The sequence below is a fragment of the Rothia koreensis genome (assembly GCF_052232265.1).
Classification (GTDB): domain Bacteria; phylum Actinomycetota; class Actinomycetes; order Actinomycetales; family Micrococcaceae; genus Rothia; species Rothia koreensis.
Genome location: NZ_CP197643.1, coordinates 2,502,820 through 2,518,400, shown reverse-complemented (window position 1 = coordinate 2,518,400; position 15,581 = coordinate 2,502,820). Strand labels below are relative to the sequence as shown.

The following is a 15,581-nucleotide window of genomic DNA, read 5'->3' as shown; positions in this document are numbered from 1 at the left end:
AGTGGTCACCATGACGACCGACGCATTGCCCGTATCCATCGTCCGCGGTGGGACCAGCCGCGGCGTATTCCTCAGAATCCGCGATCTGCCCCGGGAACCTTCGGCGAGGGACGCGCTGTGCGTGGCGCTCATCGGCAGCCCCGACCCTTTGGCCGTCGACGGTCTGGGCGGCGGAGCGTCGTCGAACAGCAAGATCATGGCCGTGGACGTGCCGGAAGGCATCATCGGCCTGCCCGGAGCGGAGGGGTGCCCGGACGACGTCGACCTGGTGACCCTGTTCGCCCAGGTCGATCCCCGGAGGCCCAGCGTGGATCTGAGCGGCAACTGCGGGAACCTGAGCGCGGCCGCGAGCGCTTACGCCTTGTCCCGTGGCCTGGTCCGTGGCGTGGGCGAACGTTGCTCGGTTCGGGTGTGGAACATGAATACCCGGTCGGTCTACGAGCTCGAGCACGAGCTCTCCGGGGGAGTCCTGCCCCGGTCCGGCGACTTCTCGATGCCCGGGGTGCTCGCCGACGGACCCCGCATTGATATGCGGTTCGAAGCGCCCGGCGGAGAGCAGACCGGAGCTGCCCTGCCGTGCGGACCCGTGTCCTTTCTTCCCGAGGCAGGACTCGAGGCGAGCCTCGTCGATATCACGAACCCCTTGGTCCTCGTTCGGGCCGAGGACGTCGGACTGCCCGCAGGGGCCACGCCCGAGGAGCTCAACGCCCGGACCGAAGTTCTGGATCGCCTCGAAGTCCTGCGGAACGAAGCGGGACGGCGGATGGGGTTGCCCGCGAGCGCGGCGATACCCAAGGTCTCCTGCCTGAACCACGCCGAGGGGTCGCACGAGGTAGGGGTGCGGACGACGTCCCTGGGGGTGTTTCACCATGCCATCCCCGTGACGGCGGCCGTCGCGATCGGCGGGGCATCGGCGCTCGGAGGCACCCTGCTCGATGAATTCTCCGTCCCGACGTCGGACGGCGACCTGCTGATCAGTCAGCCCAAGGGCACCGTGACGACGACGGCGCGCGCCTCCCAGGGGCGGGTGCAATCGGCCGGAATCGCTCGTACCGCACGAATCATTGCCGATGCGGTGGTTCATCCGGCCTGAGGGCGGGCCGTCCGGGCCTGGACTCGCGCACGGCACGGCGCGGAGCGACCGGGAACGTTCCGGGTGCTCGTAGAATCGAGCTCGCGGGCGATGACCGGTCCGCACAAGAAATGAACGGGAGACTGTGTGGATCTTTCTCAAGTCCTGGGCGGCTCGTGGCTGATGTTTGTGGTCGGTGTGCTCGTCATGGCGGTGGGCATTGCTGTATCCATCGCGCTGCACGAGGTGGGGCACCTGATTCCGGCCAAGCTGTTCAACGTGCGCGTGACCCAGTACATGATCGGATTCGGAAAGACCCTGTTCTCCCGGCGCAAGGGGGAGACCGAGTACGGGGTCAAGGCCGTACCGCTCGGTGGATACATCTCGATGATCGGGATGTACCCGCCGGACAAGGACGGTCGCAAGATCACGAGCGACTCCACGGGACTCGTCCAGCAGATGGCGGCGGAGACCCGCAGCATGGAGGCCGAACGCCTGCAACCAGGTGACGAGAACCGGCAGTTCTACCAGTTGCCGATCTGGAAGCGGATCGTCATCATGCTGGGCGGGCCGTTGATGAACCTTCTGATCGGCGTCGTGTGCCTGAGCATCGTGGTGCTCTCCTTCGGCACCAACGAGCCGACGACCAAGGTGGAATCGGTCAACGAATGCATCCAGAAGGTCCAGGCGGGTCGGGACACCCAGCGAACCGATTGCGGACCCGATGACCCCGCGGCCCCGGCCCACGATGCAGGGGTGAAGCCTGGCGACCGGATCATCCGCTTCGCCGACCAGGACATCGAATCCTGGGACCAGTTGACCCGGTTGATCCGCGAGCACGGTGACCAGGAGGTGCCGGTCGTCGTCGATCGGGACGGCAGGCACGTGCAATTGAGCATGACTCCGATGATCACGCAGCGTCCGGTCACCAACGCTGCCGGCGTCCCGGAGACGAAGGCCGACGGCACGCCCAAAACGGAGGACGTCGGGTTCGTCGGCATCGGGCCGGAACAGGAATTGCGGGATGGAACGGTGGGGGACATCCCGCCGGTCATCGGGCAGACCTTCGGCCAGATCGGAGGAGTGATCATCAAGCTCCCCGTGCGTGTGTGGGACGTCGGCGTCGCCCTCTTCACGCAGAAGGAGCGTCCCGCCGATTCTCCGATGTCGGTGGTCGGCGTGGGCCGAGTCGCCGGCGAGGTGGCATCGACCCAGGACATCCCGACCTCTGCCAAAGCCGGGTACATCGTGTCCGTCCTGGGCACCCTGAACTTCAGCCTCTTCGTGTTCAACCTGATCCCGTTGCTTCCGCTCGACGGCGGACACGTCGCGGGCGCACTGTGGGAGGGAATACGCAGGCTCTGGGCCAGGTTGAGAAGAAGAGCAGACCCCGGACATTTCGACCCCATTCGCTTGTTGCCCCTGACGTACGTCGTGGCCGTGGCCTTCATGGGAATGTCGGTTCTGCTGATCGCCGCGGACATTTTCGACCCGGTGAAAATCTTCTGACCCCGGAAGCAGTGACGTCGTGAAATTCTTGGCACAGCGAGGCGAACGCATCTCGGGCCCCACCGTGCGTCCACTGACCGTGGATGACGACGCCGACCTCCTCTCCCTGATCGGTCGCAGCCCTCTGGCGAATCTGTTTCCCCTGGAACACTACGAACGCATTGGTCTGCCCCGACCATCGTTCCTGACCAGGATGCATTCGGCCTCGCCTTTTGTCGGCGTCTTCGAACCCGCCGAACGTGGCGCGGAGGCCGGTCTCCCGGTGCTGGCCGGAGCCTTCTGGCTGGGGGCGAATCTGGTTCCGATTCACCTGGAACGGCAGCATTTCCCCCGAGTCGCGGACTATGTCCTGCGGACCCGCAAACAGCCGGCGTCCGTCTTCGGGCCGGCCGACATGGTCATGCCCCTGTGGGAGAGAATTCGCGGAAGCATGCCCTTGCCTTTCGACGTGCGCCCCGACCAGCCCTTCATGAGTCTGGCCGATCCCGAGGCGGCCCGTCGCGCGGCGCAGCGGGAGACCGCGCGGGGTCTCTCGCCCGTGCGGTGGGCCGTGGCCGAGGACCTGGATGCTCTTCTGCCCGCGAGCGTGTCGATGTTCACGGAGGAAGTCGGGTACTCGCCGATGGAGCGCAATCCGCAGGGGTATACGGAACGAGTCCTCGATTCGGCCAGGACGGGACGCAGCGTGCTGGCCACGGACCCGGAGGGGAACGTGATCTTCAAAACGGACCTGGGGCTGACCGCGGGGGACATGTGCCAGTTGCAGGGCGTGTGGTTGGCCCCGCGTCTTCGGGGACGAGGTCTCTCCGAAGCGTTCCTCGCTCAGGCCTGCGAACTCATCGCCCCCCGATTTCCGCGCATCAGCCTCTACGTCAATGACTACAACGGCCCTGCCCGGGCCCTCTACCGGGCCGTCGGCTTCGAACGGATCGGCACCTTTTCCACGATCCTGATGTGACGGGGGAGAAGGGCCGATCCGGTATGTACCAGGCGGTCGGCTCCTTTAGACTTGTCGAAGACAATCGGCACTCCAGAGAAACGGACACCATAGTTGGCCATTCGCCTTTCCTCGCTCTTCCTTCGCACCCTGCGTGAGAATCCCGTCGACGCGGACGTGGACAGTCACAAACTCTTGGTGCGCGCCGGGTACATTCGCAGGGCGGCACCCGGAATCTACTCCTGGCTTCCCCTGGGGCTCCGGGTGCTGAACAAGGTCGAGACGATCGTGCGCGAGGAAATGGACGCGATCGGCGCCCAGGAGGTCCACTTCCCGGCTCTGCTCCCGAGGGAGCCCTACGAGACGTCGAATCGGTGGACCGAATACGGCGACAACCTCTTCCGGCTCAAGGACCGCAAGGACGCCGACTACCTTCTGGCGCCGACCCATGAGGAAATGTTCACGCTCCTGGTCAAGGACATGTATTCCTCGTACAAGGATCTTCCGGTCACCTTGTACCAGATCCAGACCAAGTACAGGGACGAAGCCCGCCCGCGTGCAGGTCTCCTGCGCGGCCGCGAATTCATCATGAAGGATTCCTACTCCTTCACCGTGGACGAGGCCGGGCTCGAGGATGCCTACCAGGCGCACCATGCCGCGTACCAGCGGATCTTCTCACGCCTGGGGCTCGAGACCGTGATCGTCCAGGCCCAGTCCGGAGCCATGGGCGGATCCCGCTCGGAGGAATTCCTCCACCCGACCCCGATCGGCGAGGACACTTTCGTCCGCTCCGACGGTGGGTACGCGGCCAATGTCGAGGCCGTGACGACCGTGGCTCCCGACCCGATGGACGCGGAGGGTCTGCCGACTGCCCACGTCGAGGAGACACCGGATTCCCCGACGATCGATACCCTCGTGGCACAGGCCAACGCCCTGCACCCGAGGGAGAGCGCGCCCTGGACTGCAGGGGACACCCTCAAGAACCTGTTGGTCACCGTGGTGCTGCCGACCGGCGAGAAGCAGATGGTCGCCGTCGGTATTCCGGGGGACCGCTCGGTCGACCTCAAACGTCTCGAGGTAAGCCTCGCCGACGCGCTGGAGGTCGGTGGTGAGATCGAGGTCAACCAGGCCGACGACGCCGACCTGCGCAGCTACCCGATGCTCGTCAAGGGGTACATCGGGCCGGGTCTCAGCCTGGATGCTCAGACCCTTGGCGCCGATTCGACCACGGGAATCCCGTACTTCGTGGACCCCCGCGTCGTCGCCGGATCCTCGTGGATCACGGGCGCGAACCTGCAGGGCCGTCACGTCTTCGACCTCGTGGCCGGGCGGGACTTCTCCTGGGACGGCGTCGTGGAGGCGTGCGAGGTCCGCGCGGGCGATCCGGCCCCGGACGGCTCCGGCCCGTTGAAGACCGCCCGCGGAATCGAAATGGGCCACATCTTCGCCCTCGGACGCAAATATGCCGATGCCCTGGGCCTGAAAGTTCTCGACTCGAATGGAAAGCTCGTGACCGTCACGATGGGCTCCTACGGGGTCGGCGTCACACGGGCGCTCGCCGCGATTGCGGAGTCCAACCACGACGAACGCGGCCTGATCTGGCCGAGGAACCTCGCTCCGGCAGATGTCCACGTGGTGGCGGCCGGCAAGGGCGAGGAGATCCTGGAAGGCGCCGAGAGCATTGTCGGCCAGCTCGAGTCCGCAGGATTCGAGGTGATCTTCGACGACCGTCCCAAGACCTCACCCGGGGCCAAATTCGGTGATGCCGAGCTTCTCGGCGTCCCGACCGTGCTCGTCGTGGGTCGTGGCTACAAGGACGGCACCGTGGAGATCAAGGACCGCGCGAGCGGTGAATCCCGCGAGGTCGGGATCTCTTCGGTGGTCGAGGAGCTCACCCGAGACATCGGATCATGACCGCTCGGTGCCGTGACGCCGCCGCATAATGGTCGGAATCGAATCGTTGGACCCCGGGGTCCTGGTCCTGGTGCTGCTCGGCGGTTTCCTGGCGGGGTGGGTTGACGCCGTCGTCGGCGGGGGCGGACTGATCCAACTGCCCATCGTGCTGATGGTCCCGGGCATCACTCCCGTCCAAGCCCTCGCGACGAACAAACTCGGGTCCCTCTTCGGGACGAGCACGAGCGCGATCACCTACTTCCGGCGCACGACGACGCCCCTGAAACCCTCGCTGCCCATGGCCGCGGTCGCGTTCTGCGGGAGCTTCGGCGGGGCCATCGTGGCCTCGTCCCTGCCCCAGGCCGTGTTCAAACCGGTGATTCTTCTGGCTCTGGTCGCCGTCGCGGCATTCACGGTGCTGCGCCCGGACGCGGGCCAATTGCACCAGCCGACGACCAGCGAGCGCACGGCCTTGTTGCGCTCCACGATTCTCGGGCTGGTGATCGGCTTCTACGACGGAGTCCTCGGGCCGGGCACCGGATCGTTCCTGATCATCGGTCTGATCACGCTCTTGGGGCAGAGTTTCCTGAGGGCCAGCGCCCAGGCCAAAGTCGCCAACATGGCAACCAACCTCGGGGCGCTCGCCTTCTTCGGTCTCCACGGCTCGATCCTGTGGGCCCTCGGCCTTCTCCTCGGCCTGGCCAACATGGCCGGCGGCTACACCGGGGCCCGGAGCGCCGTCGCGAAGGGAAACGGATTCGTCCGCGTCGTGTTTCTGGCGGTCGTGTCCGTGCTGATCATCAAGACCGGTTGGGACGTGTGGCAGGACCTGGTGCTCGGAAGGAACTAGCCGGACGACGTTCGGGCCGGTGATTCGTGTGGTGCCGGTACGGCGCGAGGTGGCACTTTTGAGCGGTGTGCGGCGCGAGGTGGCACTTTCGTGCGGTTTGGGGCGCGGGTGCGGGCCAGGTGCGGTTCGAGGTGGCACTTTTGAGCGGTGTGGGGCGCGGATGCGGCGCGAGGTGGCAATCTCGTGCGGTTTGGGGCGCGAGGTGGCACTTTCGTGCGCTATTTGCCCCAAAAATCGCACAAATTTGCCACTTCGCGGGCCGCGGCGCACGGGATTGCCACTTCGCGGGCCGCGACGCACGGGATTGCCACTTCGCGGGACAGGGCGCTCAAACTTGCCACCTCGTCGGCACCGAGGCCCCGGAGTACCGCAACACCGAGGCACGCAGCCCCGCAGCCAGGAGGCACCACAGGACCGCAGCACCGAGGCCTCGCAACCCCGCAACTACGAAGCCCCGCAACTACGAAGCCCCGCAGCAGCGCAGCCCCGCAGCAGCCCAGCAGCCCCGCAACCCCGACGCCGCCCCACGGGGGGGGGGGGGGGGGGGGCGGACGCAGGGTCAGGAGATGCCGGGCAGTGCCGGGATGTCCCCGCTGACTTGGGAGGACACGACTGTATTCAAGGCCAGGGAGCGTGCGCCCCACGCCGTCCACGACTTCGTTCCGTGCACGCCGGATTTGCCCGGGTCCTGCGTCCGGATCAGCGCCATCGACTCGTGGGCCAGGTGATCCGCCTGACCGGTCATGACCTTCCCGGGATCCTTCGTGTCGTCGGGAAGGTCGTAGGCCGCGTGCGGCTGGGGAACCGACTCGCAGGCCTGGTCCAAGCCGGCGCGCAACTGCTGGAGCTGGGAGGAATGGACCGAGGCCGCGACGTCGAGACGCTTGGCCGTGTCCTCGGCGGTCCCGTCGACGTCTTCCCGGGCCTGGAAGTACGACTCCGCCCAGGACGAGGAATAGAGACCGGTCAGGATATCGGACAGCTCCTTGGAGTCCTTCGACGAGCCACGCTTCGAATCCCCGGAGGCCGATCCCGCCGATGCCTTGTCCTTGGCGTCGTCGGACATTGCCGGGCACATCCCCTTCGCGTCCAACGCCTGGTTCTGCCCCAGGCCCGTCATGTCCTTGAGCTGGGCACTCGCCGTCGACGACGCGTCACCCACCTCGCTCAGGGAACCATTGAACAGTTGGACCGTGCCCCACTGATTCACAGCGATCGAAACGAGCGTGGCGGCTTCGTCCGAGCTCAGGCCGTCGGTCGAGGCGAGGTCGTAGACGGTCTTCGAACTGCGGGTGATCTCATCGGTCAGCCCGTGAAGATCGGTGGGCCGGCGGGACTCGTCCGCTTCGGCCTTGTCGACGGCCGTGCGGTTGAGGGCATCCAGTTGTTCATCCACGTCGGATTCCAGGTTCTCTTTCTGGAACCCGGAGACCCCTGAGCTCTCGATGCCGGCCCGGAGGGTTTTCAGCTCGGCGGCCGCCTTCTGCTGGGCATCGACGCCGCCCTGTCCGTGCGAGGTCCGCCACCAGACGAAGGCCGACGCCGCGAGGAGCACCAGGAGAACGACCAACACGATCACGAACAGGGTCTTGGCGGCTGCAGTCTTCATGCGTACGTGGTTCCTCTGGTGCTTCGGGTTCCGGGCTCAACTCACCATCATGGCACGTCACCGGGTCCTCTGGGCGCGGTACCCTGGACGCAGGACATGACATGACCATCACAGGAGTTCTTTTGGCCAACAACGGCTCGAACCGCAAGACAGGTACAGGCAAGAACAATTCCCGCGAGCGCCGCAGGATTGCACGTTCGAAGGCCGACGCGGGCTACTCCGACCAGGCGCACCCGCGCAATTCCCTGTCGGACACTCTGGATCTCGACGCCCTGCGCGAGGTCGTCGAACCCGTCGTCGCCGAATTCGGGCTGGTGCTCGAAGAACTGGTCGGGCGAGGGGCAGGCCGGACCCAGACGGTGATGGTCGTCGTCGATCTCCAGGAGGACGACGAAGGAAGCGTTGGTCTCGACACGATCGCGGAAGTTTCCACCGCGGTCTCCGAGGCGCTGGACCGGACCGAGCACGACCCCGAGGAAACCTACATGCTCGAGGTCACCTCGCCCGGGGCGACCCGACGCCTCACTGAACCCCGCCACTGGAAGCGTTCGCGCGGGCGTCTGCTGAAAATCAAGACGGCCGACGGACAGTCCTTCCTGGCTCGTCTCGAGGAGACCGACGGGACGACCGCCACCATCGCCCGCAAGAAGGACACACCCAAGGGGGTGCCTGCCAAATATTCGGAGCCCGAAGACCTCGCGATCTCGGATGTGAATTCCGCCCAGGTCGAGGTCGAGTTCAGTGACTGAAGGATCCCGGCTAGAATAAGTCGGAATGCAGGGGCCGACCAGGACGAGGTCCGGGCCCAGCCGGGTGCCGGGGCGCGATTGCGCCCCGGTGCTTTGGCACTTGGAGCAAGGAAAGGCCAGCAATGGACATCGACATGAGCAACCTCCGCCTCCTGGAGAAGGAGCGCGACATACCCGTCGATCAGCTGATCCGGATGATCGAGTCCGCTCTCTTGCTGGCCTACGAGAAGAACGCCTGGGCGATCCGCAACGCCCGCGCCGTGGTGGACCAGGACACCGGCCACGTGCGCATCATGGCCCCCGAGATCGACGAGAACGGCGAGGTCATCGGGGAGTTCGACGACACGCCTCGGAACTTCGGTCGCATTGCGGCCGCCACCGCGCGCCAGGTGATCTTCCAGCGTCTCCGCGAGGCGGAGGACAACCAGGTCCTCGGTGACTTCCGCGACCGTGAGGGGCAGCTCGTCTCCGGGCAGATCCAGCAGGGCGGACGGAACGACATGGTCCAGATCGACTTGGGGACCGTGGAAGGAGTGCTTCCTCCGCACGAGCAGGTTCCCGGAGAAACCTATTCCCACGGGGCGCGCATCCGGACCTTCGTGGTCGAGGCCCGGCGTGGTTTCAAGGGACCGTCCATCACCCTGTCCCGGTCCCACCCGGACCTCGTGCGTCGCCTCTTCGAGCACGAGGTTCCGGAGATCGAGGACGGATCGGTCGAGATCATGTCGATCGCGCGCGAGGCCGGGCACCGGACCAAGATCGCGGTGCGCGCGACCCAAGAAGGTATCAACGCCAAGGGTTCGTGCATCGGAGAAATGGGTTCCCGAGTCCGCGCCGTCACCTCCGAGCTGAACAACGAGAAGATCGACATCGTCAGTTACTCGGAGGACCCCTCGGCCTATATTTCGGGTGCCCTGAGCCCGGCGAAGGTCGCCTCGGTCGAGGTCGATCCGCAGGGCAGGTTCCAGGCCAGGGCGATCGTCCCGGATGACCAGCTGTCGCTGGCGATCGGCAAGGAAGGGCAGAATGCCCGACTGGCCGCCAAATTGACCAACTGGCGCATCGACATCGTCTCGGAGTCCAAGGCCCGGGCAGCCCACACGGCCGAATAACCTTCACCATTTGTGTGGGCATCCTCACAGGCAGAGGTGTGTTTCGGCCAATCTTTGGGGGAAACACGCCATCGGGGGATACACTGGACTCCGGTCATCGATTGCGCTCGACGCCCGGTACGAGCACGAATGGTCGGAAGGGGATGAGATCTTGTCTTCTCCCCCCGGAATCCGTACGTGCATAGGGTGCCGACGCTCCGATGATCGAACCGCACTAGTTCGTGTGGTCCTCCAGAGGGCGCAGGGAGATCGAACGGGCGAGATCGTCCTGGACCGGAACCGGTCCATGAAGGGGCGGGGAGCCTGGTTGCATCCTGATCGTCAGTGTTTGGACCGGGCTCTGGGAACGAAGGCCTTTGCCAGGTCGTTCCGGTGTCCCGTGGATCCGAAACCTCTCGAACGCCAATGGGCCGCGGAGGAAGACTCCGTGCCGCAACGCTGTGATCCGCGTGAGGGCCGCCCCCTAGCTCAATCAACGGGTGCGAGTGCACCTGAAGAAAGCGAGTAGAAAGCCGATGGAAACCCGATGAGTGCCGCGCAATGAGTACTTCACTGTGCTCGGCCAACGGCGAGTCCCGAGGCAACCGCGTGGTTGCCGAGAGCCTTATACGGAATTAAGCGGTTTGTGCCTGTTTCGGCGCAGACCGAGACAGGAGTAATGTGGCAAAGCCCCGCGTTCACGAGCTCGCGAAAGAGCTCAACATCACCTCGAAGGAAGCGATCGCCAAGCTTCAGGACTTGGGCGAATTCGTTCGGGGAGCATCGTCCACGGTGGAACCCCCCGTGGTGAAGAAACTGCGCGCCGCCTTCGCGGACCGCGCTCAGGCCCCCGCCCAGGGAGGCCAGACGACCAAAAAGCAGTCGACCGCCAACGAATCCGGGTCGACGACCTCGGATGCATCGACCCCCTCGGAACCCGAGGCCACGACGCCGAAGAAGGCTGCCCCGAAGCCTGGTGCACCCAAGCCGTCCGGCCCCACGCCGGCGACCGCGGGCAAGTCGACGCCCAAGCCCGGTGCCGCGAACAAGCCCGAACCGAAGCAGAGTGCTTCCACGGGTCACGCCGAGCCCGAGGCCTCGAAGGACGCCGGCCAGGGACAGCCGACCCCCGCGACGGCCGGTGACCAGGCGCCTCAGGAAGACACCCCCAAGACACAGGCGCCCAAGCCCGGCGCGCCGAAGCCGGGCGCACCCAAACCCGGTGCACGCCCCGGAAACAACCCGTACACGTCGCAGCAGGGCATGCGCACGGACTCGTCCGCGCCCAAGCCCGGTTCCGCACCGACCCCGGGGCCCCGCCCCGCGTCGGCACGTGGCAATGCGCCGAAGCCTGGTGCACCCCGTCCGGGCAACAACCCCTTCAGCTCCCAGCAGGGCATGAGGGGCGCCAACGGTGGCAACCGCCGCGGCGGTCCGCGGCCCGGCCAGGGCCAGGGCCAAGGAGGCCCGCGCCCGGGGCAGGGGCAGGGCCAAGGCGGTCCTCGTCCCGGTGCCGGTGCCGGCGGGCAGCGCGGCAACGCTCCGCGGCCCGCGGCTCCTTCGGGCAACCGGCCGAGCCCCAACATGATGCCGGCCAAGATGACGTCCAATGTGGGCGGTCGCCCCGGTGGCGGAAGCCCCGGAGGCGGCAACGGTCCCCGTCGAGGCGGGCCCAGTGCAGGCGGGCCCCCGCGCGGCGGAGGCCGTGGACGCGGTAACGCCCAGGGTGCCTTCGGACGCGGAAACTCGCGGCGCAAGCAGCGCAAGTCGAAGCAGGCAAAGCGGAACGAGATGGAGCAGATGCAGGCTCCTACGGCCGGCGGCGTCGTTGTCCCCCGGGGCAACGGTGAGACGGTCGTTCGTATGCGCCGTGGCGCCTCGGTCATGGACTTCGCGGAAAAGATCAACGCGAACCCCGCGGCGTTGGTGACCGTGCTCATCCACCTCGGTGAAATGGCCACGCAGACCCAGTCGCTGGACCAGGACACCTTCGAGCTCCTGGGTGCCGAGCTGGGCTACAAGGTCCAGATCGTCTCGCCGGAGGACGAGGAGCGCGAGCTGCTCGAATCCTTCGACATCGATCTCGACGCCGAGCGTGAGGCCGAGACGGACGAACAGCTCGAGGCACGTCCTCCGGTAGTCACCGTGATGGGTCACGTCGACCACGGCAAGACCCGTCTGCTCGACGCTATTCGCCACACCAATGTGATCGAAGGCGAGGCCGGTGGCATCACGCAGCACATCGGTGCCTACCAGATCACCACCACCGTGGACGACGAAGAAAGGCTCATCACCTTCATCGATACCCCGGGTCACGAGGCGTTCACCGCCATGCGTGCCCGTGGTGCCAAGGTGACCGACATCGCCGTGCTCGTGGTTGCCGCGGACGACGGCGTCATGCCCCAGACCGTCGAGGCGTTGAACCACGCCCAGGCGGCCGACGTGCCGATCGTCGTCGCGGTCAACAAGATCGACAAAGAGGGCGCGAACGCGGACAAGATCCGTGGTCAGCTGGCCGAATACGGACTGGTCCCCGAGGAATACGGCGGCGACACGATGTTCGTCGACGTGTCGGCACGTCAGCACCAGAACATCGAGGAACTGCTCGATGCCATCTGCCTGACCGCGGACGGGGCACTCGAGCTCCAGGCCAATCCGGACAAGGAAGCTCGCGGCGTCGCCATCGAAGCGAACCTGGACAAGGGACGCGGCGCGGTATGCACCGTGCTTGTCCAGTCGGGTACGTTGCACGTCGGCGACAGCATCGTCGCGGGCGTGGCCCACGGCAGGGTTCGTGCGATGTTCGACGAGAACGGTCAGAGCGTCAGCGAAGCCGGTCCGTCCCGGCCCGTCCAGGTCCTTGGCCTGTCCACGGTTCCCCGTGCAGGCGATACCTTCCTCTCGACCCAGGAGGAACGGACGGCACGCCAGATCGCCGAGAAGCGCGAGGCGGCGGACCGCAATGCTCAGCTGGCCAAGCGTCGCAAGCGCGTCACGCTCGAGTCCTTCGACGAAGCCGTGGCCCAGGGCAAGATGGACACGCTCAACCTCATCATCAAGGGTGACGTCTCCGGTGCCGTCGAGGCTCTGGAGGACTCGTTGCTCAAGATCGAGGTGGGCGACGGCGACGAGGTGCAGTTGCGCGTGATCCACCGCGGCGTCGGCGCCATCACCCAGAACGACGTCAACCTGGCTACGGTCGACAACGCGATCATCATCGGCTTCAACGTCCGTCCGGCCGAGCGAGTCACGGAACTCGCCGACCGCGAGGGCGTGGAGATGAAGTTCTACAGCGTCATCTACCAGGCCATCGACGAGGTCGAGCAGGCCCTCAAGGGAATGCTCAAGCCCGAGTACGAGGAAGTCGACCTCGGCTCGGCGGAGGTCCGCGAGGTCTTCCGTTCGTCGAAGTGGGGCAACATTGCCGGCTCGATCGTGCGCAGCGGGCTCATCCGCCGCAACGCGAAGGCCCGCCTGGTGCGCGACGGCACGGTGGTCTCGGACTCGCTGACCATCGAGTCGCTCCGCCGGTTCAAGGACGACGCGACCGAGGTCCGCGACGGCTACGAGTGCGGTATCGGGCTCGGATCCTTCAACGACATCCGTGAAGGCGACATGATCGAGACGTGGGAGATGCAGGAGAAGCCCCGCGACTGATCTCGCGCGAGCATCCGGTCATCCACAATTGATGATCTGACGAGCACGGGCCGGTGCCCAGGGGTAACCTGGACACCGGCCCGTACTTCACGGAGCACACTTTTTCGAGCGTCCCCTCTCGGGGCGCACTGACTTGAGGAGAGATCATGGCTGACGCAGCTCGTGCGGCTCGCTTGGCGGACCGGATCAAGGTCATCGTGGCCCAGGCTCTCGAGCGCCGGGTCAAGGACCCGCGTCTCGGTTTCGTGACGGTCACGGACGCCAGGGTCACCAACGACCTTCAGCACGCGACCGTCTACTACACGGTCTATGGAACCGAGGAGGAACAGGCCGGAACCCGTGCGGCTCTCGAATCCGCCAAGGGAATCCTCCGGTCCGAGGTGGGCAAGAACATCACGGCCCGCCTGACACCCACACTGACGTTCGTCCCGGACGAGGTCCCGGTCAACGCCAACCACCTCGAGGACATCCTTCGACAGGCCCGGGCCCGTGACGCGGAACTGGCCGAGGCGGCGGAAGGCAAGACCTTCGCGGGCGACGCCGACCCGTACCGTCGCGATGACGACGATGACGCGACTCCCGCTGCGACGGAGCAGCAGGAGTCCACGCCCCACACGGACGCCGCTCGCGCGGACGTCGCGGGTATGCGGGACGGCTACGACCCCGTTGACGAGGACTTCGGGAAGGGCGCCCACTGCGACCCCGACTCGGGCACGACCCAGATGCGTGAGGCCCAGGAGGGCACCGAGTAAGTGGCACGTGATCGTTCGCGCCAGGGCGGGCCCTCGGGGCTCGTCGTGGTGGACAAGCCTGCGGGGATGACGAGTCACGACGTCGTCGGCCGCATGCGAAGAATCGCCGGTACCCGTCGCGTCGGGCACGCCGGAACCCTGGACCCGATGGCCACGGGAGTGCTGATCCTGGGCATCAACAAGGCGACCAAGTTGTTGACCTGGGTCAGCGGCGAGTCCAAGACGTACTCTGCGACCATCCGGCTCGGACAGTCCACGCTGACCGATGATGCCGAGGGCGAGGTGACGAACCACGCGTCGGATTCGGATCTCTCCGAGATTGCGGACTCGGCGGTGCACGCCGCGGTCGGTGAACTGAGGGGCGAGATCATGCAGGTCCCCTCGGCGGTGTCAGCGATCAAGGTCAACGGCGTGAGGTCCTATGCGAAGGTGCGTTCCGGCCAGGAGGTCGAGCTCCAGGCGAGGCCAGTCACGGTCCATGCCTTCGAGGTTCTCGGTATACGACGAACTGACGTCTCCGAGGACAACACCATGCAACCCGTCATCGACGTGGACGTCGAGGTCACCTGCAGCTCGGGCACCTACGTGCGGGCCCTGGCCCGAGACATCGGCAAGCAACTCGGTGTCGGTGGACACCTGATCCGCCTGCGACGACTGAGCGTGGGGGAGGTCGGGATCGACGACGCGGCCACGCTCGAAGACCTCGCAACGGCCGGCGAGCGGGGCGAGGCCCTGCCGGTTCTGGCACTCGAACGCGCCGCGGAACGGCTCTTCGCGCGCCGCGACCTGGATGACGAAGAAGCCACCGCCGTCTCGAACGGCCGCTGGATCCCTCCGAACTCCGACCATGCGGATGCCCCTGGGAATCGGAGCGAGGACTCCGGGGCCGGGCGCGCGGACGACATCGTGCCTGCCGGTGAACTGACCGCGGGCTTCGCTCCGGACGGGACGCTGGTGGCCCTGGTGCAGAACCAACGGCGCAAAGGCAAGCAGGTCGGGGTCCCGCATCTCGTTTTCGCTTCGGGCTGCCGATTTCCGATCGATCGAGAAAATGGGGGAGAGGCGTGATTGCAGGCTACGACCTGTGGTTCTGGATTGCCTTGGTGCTCGGAGCGGCATCCGCGCTCGTGTGCCTCGTGCAATTTCTGCGCGGACGGGCCACGGACGATCTCTCCCAGGGCTCGGTGCTGATTCTCGAGGTCTTCCTGGTGGTCTACCTCATTGGCTCGATCGTCATGCAGACCATCACCGACGGCCCTTCGGGCGACGCCTGGGAGTACTACGGTTATCTCCTGACCGCGATGCTGATTCCGGCCGGAACCTTCGTCTGGTCCATGACGGAACGGACCCGCTGGTCCACGTTGGTCCTGGCCGTTGCCGGCCCCATCATCATCGTGATGGTCCAACGCATGAACGTGCTGTGGTACTACTACTGAGTCTCCACCATCCGACCCACCAGAGA

Annotated in this window: 12 protein-coding genes and 1 pseudogene; 12 read left to right on the top strand and 1 reads right to left on the bottom strand. The window is 66.1% G+C overall.

What is annotated here, in order from left to right; translation table 11 throughout:
- Positions 1-10: 10 nt before the first annotated feature.
- The 5 genes from ACTSLZ_RS11235 to ACTSLZ_RS11215 all read left to right on the top strand — a co-directional run bounded on the left by ACTSLZ_RS11235 (position 11) and on the right by ACTSLZ_RS11215 (position 6,261).
- Positions 11-1,093 (top strand): PrpF domain-containing protein, encoded by a 1,083-nt coding sequence (locus ACTSLZ_RS11235; RefSeq protein WP_443095071.1) that lies wholly within the window; start codon positions 11-13, stop codon positions 1,091-1,093.
- A gap of 162 nt (positions 1,094-1,255) precedes the next feature.
- Positions 1,256-2,581 (top strand): site-2 protease family protein, encoded by a 1,326-nt coding sequence (locus ACTSLZ_RS11230; protein ID WP_178980733.1) that lies wholly within the window; start codon positions 1,256-1,258, stop codon positions 2,579-2,581.
- Positions 2,582-2,600: 19 nt separating this feature from the next.
- A complete protein-coding gene (locus tag ACTSLZ_RS11225) occupies positions 2,601-3,539 on the top strand; it encodes a GNAT family N-acetyltransferase (RefSeq protein ID WP_129315723.1) in 939 nt (312 codons plus the stop codon).
- A gap of 93 nt (positions 3,540-3,632) precedes the next feature.
- Positions 3,633-5,432, top strand: a complete 1,800-nt coding sequence (locus ACTSLZ_RS11220) for a proline--tRNA ligase (protein WP_443095070.1) — start codon at positions 3,633-3,635, stop codon at positions 5,430-5,432.
- Positions 5,433-5,457: 25 nt separating this feature from the next.
- Entirely contained in the window at positions 5,458-6,261 is an 804-nt protein-coding gene (locus ACTSLZ_RS11215) for a sulfite exporter TauE/SafE family protein (protein WP_443096134.1), read from the top strand.
- Positions 6,262-6,820: 559 nt separating this feature from the next.
- On the opposite strand, the gene ACTSLZ_RS11210 is transcribed toward ACTSLZ_RS11215, so the two are convergent.
- Positions 6,821-7,870 (bottom strand): hypothetical protein, encoded by a 1,050-nt coding sequence (locus ACTSLZ_RS11210; protein WP_443095069.1) that lies wholly within the window; start codon positions 7,868-7,870, stop codon positions 6,821-6,823.
- 101 nt (positions 7,871-7,971) lie between these two features.
- On the opposite strand from ACTSLZ_RS11210, the gene rimP reads away from it, so the two are divergent.
- From rimP to ACTSLZ_RS11175, 7 genes and pseudogenes are all read left to right on the top strand, one after another.
- Positions 7,972-8,619, top strand: coding sequence for a ribosome maturation factor RimP (gene rimP / locus ACTSLZ_RS11205; RefSeq protein WP_178980108.1), 648 nt, complete (start codon positions 7,972-7,974; stop codon positions 8,617-8,619).
- A 122-nt stretch (positions 8,620-8,741) separates the two neighbouring features.
- On the top strand, positions 8,742-9,731 hold the full coding sequence (gene nusA, locus ACTSLZ_RS11200) for a transcription termination factor NusA (RefSeq protein WP_443095068.1): 990 nt from the start codon (positions 8,742-8,744) through the stop codon (positions 9,729-9,731).
- A 10-nt stretch (positions 9,732-9,741) separates the two neighbouring features.
- Positions 9,742-10,239 (top strand): YlxR family protein, encoded by a 498-nt coding sequence (locus ACTSLZ_RS11195; RefSeq protein WP_321201065.1) that lies wholly within the window; start codon positions 9,742-9,744, stop codon positions 10,237-10,239.
- 152 nt (positions 10,240-10,391) lie between these two features.
- A complete protein-coding gene (gene infB / locus ACTSLZ_RS11190; RefSeq protein WP_443095067.1) occupies positions 10,392-13,367 on the top strand; it encodes a translation initiation factor IF-2 in 2,976 nt (991 codons plus the stop codon).
- 146 nt (positions 13,368-13,513) lie between these two features.
- Positions 13,514-13,951, top strand: a pseudogene (rbfA, locus tag ACTSLZ_RS11185) (30S ribosome-binding factor RbfA); the annotation flags it as partial.
- A gap of 168 nt (positions 13,952-14,119) precedes the next feature.
- Positions 14,120-15,187, top strand: a complete 1,068-nt coding sequence (truB, locus tag ACTSLZ_RS11180; protein ID WP_443095066.1) for a tRNA pseudouridine(55) synthase TruB — start codon at positions 14,120-14,122, stop codon at positions 15,185-15,187.
- Complete coding sequence (locus tag ACTSLZ_RS11175; protein WP_443095065.1) at positions 15,184-15,555, top strand: hypothetical protein; 372 nt, start codon at positions 15,184-15,186, stop codon at positions 15,553-15,555. Before truB ends, ACTSLZ_RS11175 begins: the two co-directional genes overlap by 4 nt.
- Positions 15,556-15,581: the final 26 nt, after the last annotated feature.